The following is a 17565-nucleotide window of genomic DNA, read 5'->3' on the forward strand; positions in this document are numbered from 1 at the left end:
CGGTTCCTTCGAGCCTTTCCGACCCGTTGCCCAATTCCAGATCTGAAGCGAAACAAAATGAGCGAACTGACCAGCCTGACCATTGCCGAAGCCCGCGACAAGCTGCGCGCCAAGCAGATTACCGCCACCGAACTGACCGAGGCCTATATCTCGGCGATCGAGGCGGCCAATGCTCAGCTCAATGCCTACGTGAAGGTGACGCCGCAAAAGGCGCTAGCAATGGCCAAGGTGTCGGACGCCCGCCTTGCGGAAGGCAAAGCCGGTGCGCTGGAAGGCATTCCGCTGGGGATCAAGGACCTGTTCGGCACGGAAGGCATTCATACGCAGGCCTGCAGCCACATCCTGGACGGTTTTGAGCCGCACTATGAATCGACCGTCACGCAGAACCTCTGGAACGACGGCGCGGTCATGCTCGGCAAGCTCAACATGGATGAGTTCGCCATGGGCTCGTCCAACGAGAGCTCTTATTACGGTCCGGTCATCAACCCATGGCGCGCCGAAGGCTCGAACCAGCAGCTCGTTCCGGGCGGCTCGTCCGGCGGTTCGGCCGCTGCCGTTGCCGCGCATCTCTGCGCCGGCGCGACTGCCACCGATACCGGCGGCTCCATCCGCCAGCCGGCCGCCTTCACTGGCACCGTCGGCATCAAGCCGACCTATGGCCGCTGCTCGCGCTGGGGCATCGTCGCCTTCGCCTCGTCGCTCGACCAGGCAGGACCGATCGCTCGCGATGTGCGCGATGCCGCTATCCTCCTGAAGTCGATGGCAAGCGTCGATGCCAAGGATACCACCTCTGTCGACCTGCCGGTGCCGGATTACGAAGCCTCGCTCGGCCAGTCGCTGAAGGGCATGAAGATCGGTATCCCGAACGAATACCGCGTCGACGGCATGCCGGAGGAGATCGAGACGCTCTGGCAGCAGGGCATCGCGTGGCTGAAGGACGCCGGCGCCGAGATCGTCAACATCTCGCTGCCGCACACGAAATATGCGCTGCCGGCCTATTATATCGTCGCGCCCGCCGAAGCCTCCTCGAACCTCGCCCGCTACGACGGCGTTCGCTACGGCCTGCGCGTCGACGGCAAGGATATCGTCGACATGTACGAGAAGACGCGCGCTGCCGGCTTCGGCCAGGAAGTGAAGCGCCGCATCATGATCGGCACCTATGTTCTCTCGGCCGGCTACTACGACGCCTATTATCTGCGCGCCCAGAAGGTTCGCACGCTGATCAAGCGCGATTTCGAGCTGGCCTTCAACGCCGGCGTCGACGCTATCCTGACGCCAGCTACGCCATCTTCGGCCTTCGGCATTGCCGACGAGGATCTCGCTTCCGATCCGGTGAAGATGTACCTGAACGACATCTTCACGGTGACGGTCAACATGGCCGGTCTCCCCGGCATCGCCGTCCCCGCCGGCCTCGACCCGAAGGGCCTGCCGCTCGGCCTGCAGCTCATCGGCAAGCCGTTCGAAGAAGAAACCCTCTTCAAGACCGCCCACGTCATCGAACAAGCCGCCGGCAAGTTCACGCCGGCGAAGTGGTGGTAAGCCAAATCCTCTTGAGACCTATGACCGCGCCGATCATGATATGGTCGGCGCGGTCATAGGAAAGCACGGTATCCGCTGAATTCTTGATGGAATAGTCACCGCACTTCATATGTGAGCGTCTACGGGCTTCTCGCTTACGTATACAACCCATGACTGATCCCTTGTCCGCGAAGCCGGATGCGCTCAGCGATATAGTTTTGTCGCGCGCGTAATTCGAAAAGCTATCCAGGATCAATCAGGTGACGGTACCTCGATCTCATGTTTCTTCAAGCTATGCATAATGAACGGCGTTAGCTTTGTCGTTATTAGGCCAGCCATCTTTTCGATGGTCTCTTTTCCTAAGACTTCGCCCTCTTTTACCCCACAGTTTGCGAATGCAGACGCCACAGCTTCTCTTAGGACGCGGTCTTTTTCGCTCTCAAAGTGGCGTTTTAACGCGCCTGGTATAACGGAGGCAAAAGCTTGTTGCATGCCCTCGCTTGATGTCATCTGGTAGTCATAAATTGCTTCAATCTCGTCGGCTGTAAAATTTAGTTCAACTTTGAGGTCGATTGTTTTCCCTGAAGAAGGATCGAGGGAATAGCAACGGTTGATCTGCTTGCCTGCATAATTTCGACCAAGACATACGACGGCACGGTGCACACCAAAATATTCGACGTATGCCAAAATCAGTCCCGTTTTCGGATTTGCCCCAACGGCAACGCAATGAAGTGGCACACCGGGTGGCCGACCGAACACTATGTCGGACGCGTGATAGTAACCAAAGCAAGGTTCAGCCTTGATATCTCTCAAATAGCTGATCGCATCAGTACATTGACCGGCGGGGAGGCCCGCGCTGTGTGCGAGGGCAAGCGCGGATTTTACGATCGATCGCCCCGCCACTTCGCCGCCAATGCCAAGATCATGTTGGACCAAACCTTGAGGGTAAGAGGTCGAAATCTTTGCGCCGGCCAAGATCTGATTAATCGGGAGCGCAGGATGTTTTCTACGCAAGCCTCGCAGCATTTTGTGGGCTTCTTCGATCGTTCGAGCTTTGATTTCTATCGCAATGCCATCTGAAGTTTCCGCTTGTGAAAAGGACGGATGCGATGGCACAAACCCTCCTTTCGCCCTCAGTATTAGCTGCTCGCCTGCAGTTGTTGTTACTCTAAGATCCGGCGTGGTACCTCTTTGCCGCTTGACGCCAAACAGCAAGCGCAAAGGGTTCAATTGTGAAATCAGCTCTCCATCCCATGTCCGCCCAGCACCGCTGTTGCAAGGTCTGCATATGAAGTCCGTCGCCTCTCGCCGTCCGCCTATCGCTTCCGGTATTATATGCTCCTTAGTCTTTTTTTCTGCCGTGATCGGCTGATCGCAGATTGCACAAAGAGGTATCGCAGTCATGGTCGCCACCCTATTGCTGAACTAGATTCTGCCACCAACGTCCAAAAACATAGGGAGCGCGACGATGTTCGGTTTAGGCGCCCCCTCAATTGGTATTCGAATTTGCTCAATGTCATGCAGCGGCCTGGAAAATGCCTCCTCCATAAGATTGGAAATCAAGTAATAGAGAAGGTCATGGATCTGCTCATTTACCGAGTTCAATTCATCCATCGCGATCTCGCTGCCGCGCTTGATGCGCTCGGCGGAGGATAAGCTTGAGGTGTGGGCCACCACTTCGGCAATCTTCATAAAGATCGCATGGAAAACGAGCGCAGATCCGGCCTGGTAGAATGTGTTAACGGGATGCTGGGCAAGGTAAACTCTGCCTTCGGATGCATCTAGAATATCGACAGCTTCAGAGAGATTGATTTTGTCGTAGTGAAATGCGGTCTTGTCGCGGATAATACGAAGTGCGGCTGTTTTCGTGCCGAAATATTTTATGAGGCTATCTAATTTTTGCTTCTGATCGCCAGATAGATTTGAAATCAAGGGATCGGGAGGATTGGCCTTCAAGAAGCGATCATCGATTATTTTCCATGTTTCAAATAGTTTTCCAGCAAGAAGCTGCATCACCGTCCACATTTGAGTTCCTTGTAGGCTGTCATGAAGATCGCCATCGCCGACACCGTTTAGACTGAACATCAGTAGACGGTTGAGAAAGGTCAACTCGTTGTGTGCATGCATACAACCCACTAGTTGATTTCGCCTGGTGGCCGAAAGTGCGGTCAATGCCTCTTGATCGAGTTGTAGCTGAATAACTTGAAACTTAGCAGTCATGTCCATCCCTCAGATTTCTATTGCACCAAGAATTCATGAAGCTTCCCTTCGACCCTAAGTTTTATAGCCTCCTTATCGCCGTCCGTCGCTGTTAGCTGTTGCGAATAATCGCCATCACACTTTGGACCGAAATACGATCATAAATTGCAGCGAGCCGCTTGGTCTCGTCCTCTGCAACCGAATCGGAAGGTCTCTTCATGCTCAAGCAAGTCACGGCGATCCTGCTCCTCAGCGTGTCATGCCCAGCGATATCGCTGGCGGCCGACAATGGGGCCATTCGATCCATTACCCTGTCCTCGGGCGGTCTGGCCCAGGTTTCGCGATCGGCCGATATCAATAGCGATGGCATGATCCGGATCGAGGTGCCGCTCGATCAGGTCGACGACATCCTCAAAAGCCTTGTGGTCAACGGGTCCGTCGGCTCGGTGGCCGGCATGGCGCTGGCGGGGCCACAGCCTCTGTCGGAAACCTTCAAGGGCCTGCCGTTCAGCCTGGAAGCGCTTTCATCCGTGCCGTCGCTGCTGACATCGATGCAGGGTGCCAAGGTGGCGGTCACCAGCGGTGGCAAGACCGTTGAGGGAAACATTCTCGGCATCGAAGCGAGGATGGCCGACGAGAAGGCACCGACGACTTACCTGCTGACCGTTATCGATAAGGATGGGGCAGTGGAGACGCTGGCGCTTGGCCAAGATGCGTCCGTCCGGTTCGACGATCCTGACGTGAGAGCAAAGCTCGCCAAGGCGACGGCGGCTATTGCCCGCGGCAAGAACGATCGTACCCGCGCCATCGATATCAAGGTCAATGGCGTGAAGAACAGCGGTGATATCAGTCTCACCTATGTCGTGCCCTCGCCGATCTGGAAAACGGCCTACAAGGTGGTCATCGATGGAAATAACAAGGCGCGCCTGCAGGCATGGACGGTGCTGGAAAATGCCAGCGGCGAGGATTGGAAGGGCATCAAGCTGACGCTGACCTCGGCCGAACCGGTGACGCTGAAGCAGGGGCTGCACCAGCTTTATTGGAGGGAGCGGCAGGAAGTGCCCGTCAACACGGCGTCGAACAATGTTCCTGATCCTGATAGCGGCGATCTCTCCAACAGGCAGCGTCTGGCATCGGGCGCCGCGGCGCCCGCACCGGCAGGGGCAATGCAGTACGCGGCCAAAAGGGCAGCGGCTGCGCCGGCCTATGAGGCCGACGAATTGGCGCGGCCGGCAGAGCCGATGCAGGTTGCCGCCGGAAACCCGGCGGCCGCGACCGAAAGCGATATTTCCGCCACCTTCGAACTCCCGGGAGCCTACGATCTGGCCAATGGCGATACCTTGTCGGTGCCGATCATGGATGCGGATGTGGAAGCCGACATGGTGGATATGTATCGGGCCGGCAGCGCCTACCGGAATCCCATCGCCGCCGTGATGCTGAAGAACACCACGGGCGTCAGCATGCCGGCGGGAATTCTGACCCTCTACGACAGCGAGACCGGCTATATCGGCGATTCCCAACTGTCTGCACTGCCGAAGGACGACACGCGTCTCGCCAGCTTCGCAACCGATCGCAAGGTATCGATCAGCGAACAGCAGACGCCGACGGAGGAGATTGCCTCGCTGAAGGTTTCCGATGGCGTGATGAATGCCACCGTTAGATATCGCCAGACGACGACATACACCGTATCAGGCGCGCTCGACGGCGAAAGGACTGTTGTCATCGAGCACCCGATCCGGGATGGCTGGTCATTCTCCTCGGCCGAAGGCTTCGGCAAGACGGCAACGCACCAGCGGCTGAAGGCGGTCGTGCCGGCGGGTGCGGAAAAAGTGCTGACGGCTGTCGACGAGCAGCTTCAGAGCAACAGCTACGCCCTCATCGATGTCGAGCCGGACATGCTGCTCGGGTGGTCGGCCTCGACCAATGACAAGGCACTCACGGACAAGCTTACAAATCTCGCCGACGCGCGCAAAAGGCAGGTCGCCATCCAGAACGAACTGGCGAGCCTCGATAGCGAAATCGAGAAAACCGTCAATGAGCAGGAGCGGATAAGGCGCAATCTCGGCGCCGTTCCTGACAATAGCGATCTGAAGAAGCGCTATTTGAAGGCTCTGGCTGACAGCGAGGATCAAATCGCCTCGATGAACGAACGGCGCGATACGGTGCAGCAGGAAAGCGATCGTCGCGGCGACAAGGTGACTGACATCATCAGGACGTTCTGATCGCCATGTCAGCGACACCTATTGGAGAGAGCCGCCTTGTCGGGCGGCTCTCGTCTTTGTTTTACCGATTATCCAGCTGCGCCCTCACCAGCTTCAGCCCCTTTTCCGTAATCCGGTAGGGATGGCCGTCGGTGGACCGGATGGCTTTCAGGCGTCTAAGCCTGCGGAAGAGTTCAATACCGAAATCGGGATAGAGCCAGCCGTCGCGTGTGTAGCAACTGGCGGTCTCGATTTTCTTTTTCTCGGTGCGTTCGAGTTCGATGCGCCCGCCCTGGGCGAGCAGGTGGAGAATGCGCTGTTCCGCGCGTGAAATATCCATTGGAGTCAGAATCCGTAATGCGCCATAGGGCGCAACAAAACGATCCGAAGCTTCCCTCATGGGAAGTCGGGGCTTCGTTTTTCAGGCCCGGCACGCAAGAGAACTTGCGAGCGAGGCCTTTACCGGGTCTGACAAAAGGTGGACATCAAAACTCCATTGATGCGCTTCTCTAAAGCAGGTTGCGCTTCATAGTCAAGCTTCAACCCGGTTTCACCTTTTACCACTAGCTAAAATGATGTGTCTCACCGCTGGCAAAAGCCTTTCGCGGGTGCTTTACTGCCTTCAAATGGCGGAGGCCCGATGATCCACATTCGCAATGCCCATGAAGGTGAAACGGCGGTGTTGGCAAGCATCGGCCTGCGCTCCTGGCAGAAGGCGATGGCCGCGATCGGCGGCACCGGCGAGCTGCTGGAAAGCGCCAGCGAGGCCTTCTCCAATTTCACCCGCAATCTCTGGCTGACGATCACGGTGATCGAGCTGAACGGCGAAGCTGTGGGATGGGCGGCACGCGAGGCGCTGGACGAGGCGATCTCCGATTTCTGGATCGATCCGGATTTCACGAGGCGCGGCCTCGGCTCGGCGCTTCTGGCGCGGATCGAAGCGGATGTGCGCGAGCAGGGGCTGGAGAAGGTTTCGCTGCAGAGCCATGCGGGCAACACCGATGCCATCGCCTTCTTCAGGGCGCGCGGCTATGAGATCCGCTGGCTGTCGATCGTCTATTCCCCGAAGCTCGACAGCGACGTTCCGACAGTCGGGCTCTCCAAATCGCTAGTCGATGACAGCGACGGCGTCTATGGTCCCGGCATATAGCACGCGGGCAGTGCCGAAAGCCTTGCGCCATCCCGCCAATTGCTCTACCTCACAAAGTTCAGAAGAACAGCATTTCAAGAGCTTCCCATGACCCTTGTCGACGTCCGCACGCCAGATCCGAAACGCTTCATTCCCGGTGCCACCGGCGATTGGGAAATCGTTATCGGCATGGAAGTCCATGCCCAGGTGTTGAGCAATTCCAAGCTCTTCTCCGGTGCCTCGACCGAGTTCGGCAAGCCGCAGAATTCCAACGTCTCGCTCGTCGATGCCGCCATGCCCGGCATGCTGCCCGTCATCAACGAGGAATGCGTCAAGCAGGCCGTGCGCACCGGTCTCGGCCTGAAGGCGCAGATCAACAATCGTTCGATCTTCGACCGCAAGAACTATTTCTATCCCGACCTGCCGCAGGGCTATCAGATCTCGCAGTTCAAGGATCCGATCGTCGGCGAGGGCAAGATCGTGATTTCCCTCGGCCCCGATCGTCAGGGCCAATTCGAGGACATCGAAATCGGCATCGAGCGCCTGCATCTGGAGCAGGACGCCGGCAAGTCGCTGCATGACCAGCACGCCACGATGTCCTATGTCGATCTCAACCGCTCCGGCGTCGCGCTGATGGAAATCGTCTCCAAGCCGGACATCCGTTCGTCGGACGAGGCGAAGGCCTATATGACGAAGCTGCGCTCGATCGTGCGCTATCTCGGCACCTGCGACGGCAACATGGACGAAGGCTCCATGCGCGCCGACGTCAACGTGTCCGTGCGCCGTCCGGGCGGCGAGTTCGGCACGCGCTGCGAAATCAAGAATGTCAACTCCATCCGCTTCATCGGTCAGGCGATCGAGTACGAAGCGCGCCGCCAGATCGGTATTCTGGAAGATGGCGGCACGATCGACCAGGAAACCCGCCTGTTCGATCCGAACAAGGGTGAGACCCGTTCTCTGCGCACCAAGGAAGATGCGCACGACTATCGCTATTTCCCCGATCCGGATTTGCTGCCGCTCGAATTCGACGACGCTTTCGTTGCGGAGCTTGCCCAGCATCTGCCGGAGCTGCCGGACGACAAGAAGGAGCGTTTCGTCCGTGAACTCGGCCTGTCGATCTACGACGCTTCCGTTCTGGTCTCGGAAAAGGCGATCGCCGATTATTTCGAAGCGGTCGCCGCTGGCCGTGATGGCAAGATGGCGGCTAACTGGGTCATCAACGACTTGCTGGGCGCCTTGAACAGAACCGGCAAAGACATTGAAGAGACTCCGGTTTCGCCCGCCCAGCTCGGCGCGATCATCGACCTTATCAAGGCCGAGACCATCTCCGGCAAGATCGCCAAGGACCTGTTCGAAATAGTGCTCACCGAAGGCGGCGATCCCGCTGAGATCGTCGAAGCACGTGGCATGAAGCAGGTCACCGACACCGGCGCCATCGAAAAGGCTGTCGACGAGATCATCGCCGCCAACCCGGATCAGGTCGCCAAGGTCAAGGCCAAGCCGACCCTTGCCGGCTGGTTCGTCGGCCAGGTGATGAAGTCGACGGGCGGCAAGGCCAACCCGCAGGCCGTGCAGGCGCTGGTCAAGGCCAAGCTCGGCATCGAAGAGGAATAGTCGGTGTTCTTTGTGCGCACCGCCAGCGAGCAGGACCTGGAAAAGGTTCGCGCTCTGCTGGGCGAAACCTGGCATGCGACCTACGACCAGATCTACGGCCCGGAAAAGGTCAACGAGTTGCACGCCTCCTGGCATTCGCCGGCTTCGCTGAAGGCGCGGCTGGCGAACAAGAACTCCGAATTCCTGGTGGCAGATGACGGCCGGACGATCGGCGGCATGGGCTATGCCGCCATGTCCAAGGAGATGACGAAAACCGTCGTGCTCTACATGCTCTATGTCAGCCCAAAGCATCAGCGGGAGGGCATCGGCCGCGACATCTTCGCGGAGCTGGAAACCTGCTTTCCGGACGCTGAGATCATGCGCCTGGAGGCCGACCCGCAGAACGAGGCAGCGATTGCCTTCTACAAGGCCCATGGCTTCGTCGAGGTCGGCCACGCGGACAATAGCGGGCAGGGGCAATCGGGTTTGCCGACGTTGATCTTCGAGAAGCCACTCGTTACGCAGTAACCGATTGGCCTTCGGCCGCACTTCCATGTTGTTCGCGGAAGTTGACGATCAGCGCAAGCAGCTCTTCGCGCGTCACATTGAGATCTGCAGTGGCTATGTAAACCCGTTGCGTTCCATCGGCATTGTCGCGGATGCGGAGTCTCGCCGCCGGCGTCGTTTGCTCGATGTGTGTTCCGGAGCGAAGCCAGAGTTTGATGCGTCGCTTGTCGCGGTGCTCGGTCAAAGTGGGATTGCCGGGAATCGTGACCGCCCCGTATATTCCGGATGCGATAAGCAACCGCATCATACCGCGAAATAAAAAGCGATTCTGCTCAGCTTGCCAACTATTGTTCTCTGTCGCCGGAGTTAGATCGATGCGTTCGATTGCTGCCCAAGGGATCGTCACATGTCCAAATCGCTTATCGGTAAGGCCTTGTGGACTGGCGACTAGAACAGTTTTTCGTGTCCAAGAGGTGATTCTATAGAAGCCAAAAAAGGCGAAGAGAGCGCTGGCTGAAAAAGCCAGGAACAGGATGAGATATGCTTCCGCGCTACCTTTTGCGACCAGGGAAATAAAGCCAAAGAGGGCTGTTAAAAAAGTGAGGAGAGCAGTCTTTAGATGAACCTCCGGCATAAAATATTCAAACGTATATGTTTTGGTCGCCGCCATCTGGCATTTCCAATCTGCGCGTGGTCGCAGATTAAGATTTAGGTAGAATGCATTGCCCTCACAAGAACTACTTATCCGCGAAGCGAAAGAATCCGACCTTCCTTCCCTGATAGGCCTCTTTGCCGCCGACACTATGGGCGGCCACGGCGATACCAGCGATCCCTCGGCCTATGACGACTATGCCAGTGCCTTTCGCGAGATAGCCTCGTCCTCGAACCAGACGCTCTACGCCGCCGAGCTTGGCGGCGAGATCGTCGGCACCTTCCAGACGATCGTCGTCACCTCGCTGCACGCCCGTGGATCGTCCGTGATGATCATCGAGGCCGTGCAGACGCGTGGCGACATGCGCGGGCAGGGGATCGGGGCGGCGATGATCAATTTCTGCATCGACGAGGCAAAGAGCCGCGGCATGCGCATGGTGCAACTGACCTCGAATGCGGCCCGCAAGGATGCGCATCGCTTCTATGAAAGACTGGGCTTCAAGCCGACGCATCTCGGCTTCAAGATGACATTGAAATGAAGCTGTTTGCCTGCTGGAATCACTGGACAAGCCGGTCCGGTGGCGGCATAAGCAAGCTATCGAATTCTGGTATCGCTCGCCCCTCAGCGGGTATCGAGGAAAAGACATGTGGAATCTCATCGTACAAACCTTCACCTGGTGGAATGGTCAGACTATGGGGACGCGCTTCGCGACCTGGCGGTTTGGCAAGCGTGTCGGCGAGGATGAGTTCGGCAATGTCTATTACGAAGGCGGCATGTCCTCCTACGGCCTTCCGAAGCGCTGGGTGATCTACAAGGGTTATGCCGAAGCTTCCGCCATTCCTCCGGGCTGGCACGGCTGGATGCACCACCGCACCGACGTTCCTCCGTCCAAGGAGAATTACGTCGCCAAGGATTGGCAGAAAGAGCATCGCGCCAACCCGACCGGCTCGCCGCAGGCCTATCGTCCGCCAGGCTCTCTCGCCGTTGCCGGCGAGCGTCCGCGCGTGACTGGCGACTATGACGCCTGGACACCGGGCAACTGAGCACGAAGGCCGGCTCGTCCTTTGGCCACAATTGGGCCTTAGGCGCGAATTATGCCGGCTGAAGCTCGGCGCCTTGACCGAGACCAAGCGGAGAGTGGCGGATATGACGTTTTTCACGCGGAGCGCTTCTTTGCGTGCAATGGCGGGAGTGGGAATTGCCCTCTTTGCCAGCATCATGGCAGCTCCCACCGCTGAGGCTGCCCGCATCGCCAACCCCGTTGCCGTTTTCTCCGGCCTTGACAAGATCACCGGCCGCATCACCACTTTCGATGTCTATGTCAACGAGACCGTGCAGTTTGGCGCGCTCCAGGTGACGCCGCGTGCCTGCTATTCGCGAGATGATACCGAGCAGCAGAAGGTGGACGGTTTCGTCGAGGTCGACGAAATCACGCTTGATCGCCGCATCCGCCGCATCTTCACCGGCTGGATGTTTGCCGACAGCCCCGGCCTCAACGCCGTCGAACATCCGATCTATGACGTCTGGCTGAAAGAGTGCAAGCAGAAGTCGGACGTGCCGCCGCCCGATACCGCCGGTGCCCGCGCGAAGTAATTGCCTCCAAGACAGGCGCTGCAGCATTGGATAGCCCGCAGAAGACTTGCTCCTGCGGGCATTATTTTTATTCTCGCTCTGGATTGGCGGCGGCTTCACCTATTGCCTGGGCATCGGCGACATCGGTCAGGTCGAAAATGATCCTGATCCCGTCCTTGGGCCTGCAGCGAAGGAAGTCGCTGCGGGTTGGATGAGCTTTCAGTCTGCCTCTATCGTGGAGAGCCTGAAGCCGCGAGCGTGAGATTGGCAGTTCGGATGCCAGCAATCGGTCGAGGCGCAGGTTCACGGCAAACTCGGTTGCTATCTCGATCTCCAGCGCAGTCCAACCGATTGCCGCTCGGATCGTCTCCTTCCGCATGATCACATCAGGCGGCTCATCGATACGCTTGGCTTTTCGCCTCAACCCGTCCAGATCGAATTCCTGCGCCCGTACCCAGTCCGGATCGCTCCGCTGCAGCGCCTCGAGCGTGGAGGGGGTGAGGTCGTGAACGGTCCGGCGCTCGAAGAGCGTCCGGTTCCAGGTCTTGTCGCAATCGGTGCATTTATAGACGAGCCAGGCGTCGAGCCGCTTGCCATTGGCATTGAGCCTGATCTTGCCGCTCGATCGGAAGGGTTTTGGAGCTCCGCAGCCACTGCAGGCGATCCATGGTTGAGGCGCTGTTTTTGGCGAAATGGTCCAACGGACCTGAAGAATATTGCACATACCGTCTTGGTCTTCCGTCTGGAAGTCCACCAAGCTGGCGGTGAGACAAGCCCGTCAGGGCGCGGTATGGCGATGTTGCGGGGCGGCTGAAGAGCTGAGACAGCGGTGGCTGCATTAGGCGCGTTTTGACAATGCCAAACCGGTCTCAGGCCATCACCCGATGGACATGAACATGCATCGGACGGCGTTGCGCCGCCCCGGTGCACTGGGTGATTTGGATGAGACCGGTATTTACGACGGCAAAGTGGAACCTCTATGCACCCACGCTCTTCGCCGGGATGGATAGCAGACCACAATCAGGATTTGAAGTCGTAAAAAACTTCAGGCGCGGATTGCCTCAGGCGTCGCTATTCCCTTTGCGGCGAAACAGACCCAGGATCTTGCGGCCGGCCGCGACGACACCCGCCAGCACGACGATGAGGCCCTTCTTCAATGCCAGAAGGGCGACGCCGAAGCTCTTGAAGAAGCCGAGAACGACTGCAAGCAGGCCAAGCTTTGCCGCAACCTTCACGCCCGCACCGGCGGCGATCATGCCCGCCATGCTGTAGGCGGCGATCTTGTCGCCATTGGTGAAGTCGGCATAGCGCTTGCCGCTGTCATATTGCACGGTGTTGATGACGTTGGGGATAGCGGCGTTGATTTCCTGCAACTGATCCAGTCCGGCGACGAAATCGAGCTCGGTGACGCCCTCGCGCCCCAGTACGCGCACGGAATAGTTCAGCGTGTGGCCAGCATTGGGATCCTTGCCGAAAATCAGATCGCGCGCCCAGTGCAGGGCATGCGTCGCCTTATCGTAATGTGGCGGTTCTGCCCAGCCGACCAGCGTGATCGGATCGAAGCCCTGCTGTTCGCGTTCGGGATTCGCTTCCTTGATCGCGTTCTGGATCTTCTTCAAAAGATCGTCGTAATCAGTCGATGCGGCATCCTCATCGGAGACATAGCCGCTGCCGTCATAATCGATGACGGAACCCCAGGAATGTGGATCGGTCGGCGGATATTTGGCCGGGAAGATCATGCCGAGCGGATTACCGACAGAACTTTCTGGATTGCCCCAGAGCTCGACCAGCACCTTCTTCGCATCCTGCGGATTGAGATAGTAGAACTGGTCGGAGACATTCAGCGTGGCATTGGCGGTGGGGATCTTGATCGCGCCCTGCTGGAAATCCAGCGTTTTCAGCACGGCACCTTCATCGCCCGCCGGTGGCTCGGCTCCGAACATGTCGTGGAATGATTTGGCGTTGGCCTGCGTCGTGATCGTCAACGCGGCCAGAAAGATAATTGCAATATGATTCTTCACTATTCTACCCTCGGCTGTTGTGCCGAACTTAGGGCAGTCCGGAGTGGAATCAATTCATCTCGGGCAGATTTCCACCGTCGGAGAAGGTGAGATTAGGCGATTCCATCGCCTTCTCCAGCATCGTGGCATAGGCATCCTTCGGTACGTCGATAGCGCCGAACGTCTTCAAATGCTCGGTGGTGAACTGCGTGTCGAGCAGGGTGAAGCCGCGTTCGCGCAGCCGCTCAACCAGATAGACGAGACAGATCTTGGAAGCATCCGCGCGGCGGGAAAACATGCTTTCGCCAAAAAAGGCCGACCCCAGCGAAACGCCATAAAGACCGCCGACCAGCCGGTCGCCGTCCCATGCCTCGACGGAATGAGCATGGCCGATATGATGCAGTGTGGCATAAAGCGAGCGGATTGTATCGTTGATCCAGGTGCTGGGGCGATTGCTCGTCTGCTCGCCGCAGGCAGCGATCACTGCCTCGAAATCCGTGTCGAAGCGAATGTCGAAGGGATGTTGACGGATCTTCTTGGCGAGGCTCTTGGAGACGTGGAACGTATCCAGAGGGATGATGCCTCGTAATTCCGGCTCGACCCAGAAGATCTCCGGATCGTCTGCCGATTCAGCCATCGGGAAAAGCCCGATGGAATAGGCGCGCAGCAAAATCTCCGGAGTAATGCCGGGACGTTTGCCGCGCGCTCCGGGCACAGGCTAGGCCGATGTTTTCGCCAGGTAGTTTTCCAGCCAATGGATATCGTAGTCGCCATTGGCGATATCCTGATTGGAAACCAGATCCTGGAAGAGCGGCAGGGTGGTCTTGATGCCGTCCACCACGAATTCGTCAAGCGCACGGCGCAGGCGCATCATGCATTCGACGCGGGTGCGACCATGCACGATCAGCTTGCCGATCAGGCTGTCGTAGTAGGGAGGGATCTTGTAGCCCTGATAGGCGCCGGAATCGATGCGAACGCCGAGGCCGCCGGGCGCATGGAAATGCGTGATCGTGCCGGGCGAGGGCACGAAGGTGCGGGCGTCTTCGGCATTGATGCGGCATTCGATGGCATGGCCATGGAAATGCACCTCGTCTTGCGTCACCGAGAGGCCGCCGCCGGAAGCGACGCGGATCTGCTCATGCACGAGGTCGATGCCGGTGATGGCTTCCGTCACCGGATGCTCCACCTGCAGGCGGGTGTTCATTTCGATGAAATAGAACTCGCCGTTTTCGTAGAGGAACTCGATGGTGCCGGCGCCGCGGTACTTCAGCTTCTTCATCGCGTCGGCGCAGATCTTGCCGATCTTCATGCGCTGCTCGACGTTGAGTGCCGGAGAGTTGGCTTCTTCCCAAACCTTCTGGTGGCGGCGCTGCAGAGAGCAGTCGCGCTCGCCGAGATGGATGGCATTGCCTTCGCCGTCACCGAATACCTGGATTTCGATGTGACGCGGCTTGCCGAGGTACTTTTCCATATAGACGGATTCGTTGCCGAAGGCGGCTGCGGCCTCCGTACGTGCCGTCGACCAGGCTTCGATCAGGTCTTCCTCGGTGCGGGCAACCTTCATGCCACGGCCGCCGCCGCCGGCGGTGGCCTTGATGAGAACCGGATAGCCGATCTCGCGCGCTGTCTTCAGCGCCTCCTCCTCGGTCTTCACCTCGCCGTCGGAGCCGGGAACGACCGGAATGCCGAGCTGCTGTGCCGTGGTCTTGGCGGTGATCTTGTCACCCATGATGCGGATATGCTCCGCCGTCGGGCCGATGAAGGTGATGCCATGCGCATCGAGAATATCGGCGAACTTGGCATTTTCCGAAAGGAAGCCATAGCCTGGATGCACGGCGTCAGCGCCGGTGATTTCACAAGCGGCAACGATTTGGTGGATGTTGAGATAGCTGTCGCGCGACGGCGGCGGGCCGATGCAAACGCTTTCATCCGCCAGGCGCACATGCATCGCGTCGCCATCGGCGGTCGAATGCACCGCAACGGTCGCAATGCCAAGCTCCTTGCAGGCGCGCAGCACGCGCAGGGCGATCTCTCCGCGGTTGGCTATGAGAATCTTCGAAATAATGGGCATGGGCCGACCTTACTCGATGACGACCAGGGCTTCGCCGTACTCGACCGGACGGCCGTCCTGAACGAGGATTTCGGTAACCGTACCGGACTTCGGCGCCGGAATCTGGTTCATCGTCTTCATGGCTTCGATGATCAGCAGCGTCTGGCCTTCCTTGACGGCCGCGCCGACCTGAATGAAGGCAGCAGAGCCTGGTGCCGGCGCCAGATAGGCGGTGCCGACCATCGGCGCGTTGACGACGTTGTCGGGATTGCGGGTCTTGCCTGCGGGAGCGGCGGCGGCCGGCGCTGCTGCAGCGGCAGCAGGAGCTGCGTAAGCGGCCGGCGCGGCAATCGGCGCCTGGACATATTGGGTCGTGCCGGCACGCGACACGCGGATGCGCAGATCTTCCTGTTCGACTTCGATCTCGGTCAGATCCGTGTCGTTGAGGATGTTGGCGAGATCGCGAATCAGCGCCTGGTCGATACCCGATTTCTTTTCAGCCATTGGATTTCTTGCCCTGTATTTTTGTTATTGGGTGATGGATTTCAGCGCATGAAGCGCCAGGATGTAGCTATAAGGTCCGAAACCGCAGATCATGCCCTTTGCAGCGGGCGCGATCATCGATTTGTGCCGGAATTCTTCGCGTGCGTGGATGTTAGAGATATGGACTTCCACGACGGGAATGGAAATGGCGCGGATCGCATCATGCAGCGCGATCGATGTATGACCATAGGCACCCGGATTGATCGCGACGCCGGCAGCCTTGTCGCCAGCTTCGTGCATCCAGTCGACCAGCACGCCTTCGTGATTGCTCTGGCGGAAATCGACAATGAAGCCCAGGCTCTCGCCTGCGGACTTGCAATCGGCTTCGATATCCTTGAGCGTCTTGCCGCCATAGATGCCCGGCTCGCGCTTGCCGAGAGCATTCAAATTGGGTCCGTTCAGGACGAAAATAGTTTGCGCCATCAGAGGTTCCGTCAAAGTGCAGCGCAACCTATAGACTCCCAAGGCTCTGTAGGAAAGCCCTGGTGCGAAGGTTGCGTGCCTCTAGGTGTGGAAACGCCGCGATTTTGGCATTTTTGCGCCATGCCATGCCGCAACGCCGTTCCGAAGCTCTTAAAAAAAACGGATAGGCCCTTTGCCTACCCGCGTTTAAGGGTGGATTTTGCGCCGTTCAGCAGCTCGTTTTGCCGCAGCTGCAAACGTTGGCGATCTTCTCCTTGATGGCATCGAGCCCGATCGCGCCGGAAACCATCTCGTTGCCGATGACATAGGCGGGCGTGCCGTTGACGCCAAGATCGGTGGCAAGCTGGTAGGTCGCCTTGATCATGTCGGTGTTCGGCGCCTTCGCCATCTCGGCGCGGATGTCCGCTTCGCTGATACCGAGCGAGGTGGCCACATCGATGGCGGTGTCCTCCGAAGCGCGGCCGTCGCTGCCCAGCAGCTTGTGATGGAACTCGCCATATTTTTCAGGCGATAGCAGGCGGAACGCGCTGGAAACCCGGGAAGCGGCAACCGAATCCTGACCGAGGATCGGGAATTCCTTCAAGACGAAACGAACATTCTTGTCCTGCTGCAGAAGCTTGTCCATATCGCCGAGCGCGTGGCGGCAATAGGTGCAGTTATAGTCGAAGAACTCAACGACGGTGATATCGCCCTTCGGATTACCGATGGCCACATCGTTCTTGGAGTTGAAAATCGCATCCTTGTTCTGTTCGATCACCTGGGCCGACTGCGCGATGCGGGCTTCGTCCTGCTTCTTTTCGAGCGCCGCCTGAGCATCCAGCAGCACCTCCGGATGCTCGACGAGATATTCCTTGATGAAATCCCCGATTTCCTTCTTCTGCTGGTCGTCCAGCGCGGCGGCCGGCTGGATGGTGGCGAAGGATGCTGTCAGGGCAATCGCCGAAACCGTCAGCAGGCTTTTGAGAGAAAAGGTCATTGGGTCCTCGTTTGGATCTGGGCGGAGACGTCATTCTCGGATGCGCAATAGCATCGTCGGGTTAACATCCGCAAATAGGCATCGACAATTTACGGTGCGTCCTTACTTCCAGAAACAGGAATTTTCACGACAAAGCCGCAATCGCAGGATTGTGAACGAGCCGATATTGCGGCAAATGTCGCTTGCCAATCCGATCCGAGAG

19 protein-coding genes are annotated in these 17565 nt (G+C 58.3%); 8 read left to right on the forward strand and 11 right to left on the reverse strand.

Features of this window, described 5'->3' with window-relative positions:
* The first annotated feature begins 57 nt into the window (after positions 1-57).
* Positions 58-1539, forward strand: a complete 1482-nt coding sequence (gatA, locus tag GA0061103_RS11415; protein ID WP_092711018.1) for an Asp-tRNA(Asn)/Glu-tRNA(Gln) amidotransferase subunit GatA — start codon at positions 58-60, stop codon at positions 1537-1539.
* 231 nt (positions 1540-1770) lie between these two features.
* On the opposite strand, the gene GA0061103_RS11420 is transcribed toward gatA, so the two are convergent.
* Positions 1771-2922, reverse strand: a complete 1152-nt coding sequence (locus GA0061103_RS11420; RefSeq protein WP_092711020.1) for an HNH endonuclease — start codon at positions 2920-2922, stop codon at positions 1771-1773.
* Between the two features lie 21 nt (positions 2923-2943).
* Complete coding sequence (locus GA0061103_RS11425) at positions 2944-3738, reverse strand: hypothetical protein (RefSeq protein WP_141694425.1); 795 nt, start codon at positions 3736-3738, stop codon at positions 2944-2946.
* Positions 3739-3935: 197 nt separating this feature from the next.
* On the opposite strand from GA0061103_RS11425, the gene GA0061103_RS11430 reads away from it, so the two are divergent.
* Positions 3936-5939, forward strand: a complete 2004-nt coding sequence (locus GA0061103_RS11430) for a DUF4139 domain-containing protein (RefSeq protein WP_092711026.1) — start codon at positions 3936-3938, stop codon at positions 5937-5939.
* Between the two features lie 61 nt (positions 5940-6000).
* Here GA0061103_RS11430 and GA0061103_RS11435 read toward each other — a convergent pair whose 3' ends face one another.
* On the reverse strand, positions 6001-6258 hold the full coding sequence (locus tag GA0061103_RS11435) for a YjhX family toxin (RefSeq protein ID WP_092711029.1): 258 nt from the start codon (positions 6256-6258) through the stop codon (positions 6001-6003).
* Positions 6259-6558: 300 nt separating this feature from the next.
* Here GA0061103_RS11435 and GA0061103_RS11440 point away from each other — a divergent pair, with 300 nt between their 5' ends.
* From GA0061103_RS11440 to GA0061103_RS11450, 3 genes are all read left to right on the forward strand, one after another.
* Positions 6559-7068 carry a GNAT family N-acetyltransferase gene (locus GA0061103_RS11440; RefSeq protein WP_092711031.1) on the forward strand — a complete coding sequence of 170 codons (510 nt, stop codon included), beginning with the start codon at positions 6559-6561 and terminating at the stop codon, positions 7066-7068.
* Positions 7069-7155: 87 nt separating this feature from the next.
* Positions 7156-8661, forward strand: coding sequence for an Asp-tRNA(Asn)/Glu-tRNA(Gln) amidotransferase subunit GatB (gene gatB, locus GA0061103_RS11445; RefSeq protein ID WP_092711034.1), 1506 nt, complete (start codon positions 7156-7158; stop codon positions 8659-8661).
* 3 nt (positions 8662-8664) lie between these two features.
* Complete coding sequence (locus GA0061103_RS11450; RefSeq protein WP_092711037.1) at positions 8665-9168, forward strand: GNAT family N-acetyltransferase; 504 nt, start codon at positions 8665-8667, stop codon at positions 9166-9168.
* On the opposite strand, the gene GA0061103_RS11455 is transcribed toward GA0061103_RS11450, so the two are convergent.
* A complete protein-coding gene (locus GA0061103_RS11455) occupies positions 9158-9817 on the reverse strand; it encodes a hypothetical protein (RefSeq protein ID WP_092711040.1) in 660 nt (219 codons plus the stop codon). The genes GA0061103_RS11450 and GA0061103_RS11455 overlap by 11 nt on opposite strands.
* A 52-nt stretch (positions 9818-9869) precedes the next feature.
* Here GA0061103_RS11455 and GA0061103_RS11460 point away from each other — a divergent pair, with 52 nt between their 5' ends.
* The 3 genes from GA0061103_RS11460 (at position 9870) to GA0061103_RS11470 (ending at position 11392) form a co-directional block, all read left to right on the forward strand.
* Entirely contained in the window at positions 9870-10337 is a 468-nt protein-coding gene (locus GA0061103_RS11460) for a GNAT family N-acetyltransferase (RefSeq protein WP_092711043.1), read from the forward strand.
* Positions 10338-10443: 106 nt separating this feature from the next.
* The gene (locus GA0061103_RS11465; RefSeq protein WP_092711046.1) at positions 10444-10842 is read left to right on the forward strand and encodes an NADH:ubiquinone oxidoreductase subunit NDUFA12; all 399 of its coding nucleotides are present in this window, start codon (positions 10444-10446) and stop codon (positions 10840-10842) included.
* Positions 10843-10945: 103 nt separating this feature from the next.
* Complete coding sequence (locus GA0061103_RS11470) at positions 10946-11392, forward strand: DUF2155 domain-containing protein (protein ID WP_092711049.1); 447 nt, start codon at positions 10946-10948, stop codon at positions 11390-11392.
* A 67-nt stretch (positions 11393-11459) separates the two neighbouring features.
* Here GA0061103_RS11470 and GA0061103_RS11475 read toward each other — a convergent pair whose 3' ends face one another.
* From GA0061103_RS11475 to GA0061103_RS11505, 7 genes are all read right to left on the reverse strand, one after another.
* Positions 11460-12095: a DUF1062 domain-containing protein gene (locus tag GA0061103_RS11475; protein WP_167376570.1), complete on the reverse strand. Its 636-nt coding sequence runs from the start codon at positions 12093-12095 to the stop codon at positions 11460-11462.
* A 337-nt stretch (positions 12096-12432) separates the two neighbouring features.
* Positions 12433-13392, reverse strand: a complete 960-nt coding sequence (locus tag GA0061103_RS11480) for a DUF2167 domain-containing protein (RefSeq protein ID WP_092711052.1) — start codon at positions 13390-13392, stop codon at positions 12433-12435.
* Positions 13393-13441: 49 nt separating this feature from the next.
* Positions 13442-14086, reverse strand: coding sequence for a leucyl/phenylalanyl-tRNA--protein transferase (aat, locus tag GA0061103_RS11485; RefSeq protein WP_092711055.1), 645 nt, complete (start codon positions 14084-14086; stop codon positions 13442-13444).
* A 3-nt stretch (positions 14087-14089) separates the two neighbouring features.
* Entirely contained in the window at positions 14090-15442 is a 1353-nt protein-coding gene (gene accC / locus GA0061103_RS11490) for an acetyl-CoA carboxylase biotin carboxylase subunit (protein WP_083961301.1), read from the reverse strand.
* A 9-nt stretch (positions 15443-15451) separates the two neighbouring features.
* Positions 15452-15925, reverse strand: coding sequence for an acetyl-CoA carboxylase biotin carboxyl carrier protein (accB, locus tag GA0061103_RS11495; protein ID WP_092711058.1), 474 nt, complete (start codon positions 15923-15925; stop codon positions 15452-15454).
* 24 nt (positions 15926-15949) lie between these two features.
* The gene (gene aroQ, locus GA0061103_RS11500) at positions 15950-16387 is read right to left on the reverse strand and encodes a type II 3-dehydroquinate dehydratase (RefSeq protein ID WP_092711062.1); all 438 of its coding nucleotides are present in this window, start codon (positions 16385-16387) and stop codon (positions 15950-15952) included.
* A 208-nt stretch (positions 16388-16595) separates the two neighbouring features.
* Positions 16596-17363 carry a DsbA family protein gene (locus GA0061103_RS11505; RefSeq protein WP_092711065.1) on the reverse strand — a complete coding sequence of 256 codons (768 nt, stop codon included), beginning with the start codon at positions 17361-17363 and terminating at the stop codon, positions 16596-16598.
* Between the last annotated feature and the right edge of the window lie 202 nt (positions 17364-17565).

The organism is Martinezella multihospitum (genome assembly GCF_900094585.1).
Lineage (GTDB): Bacteria > Pseudomonadota > Alphaproteobacteria > Rhizobiales > Rhizobiaceae > Rhizobium > Rhizobium multihospitium.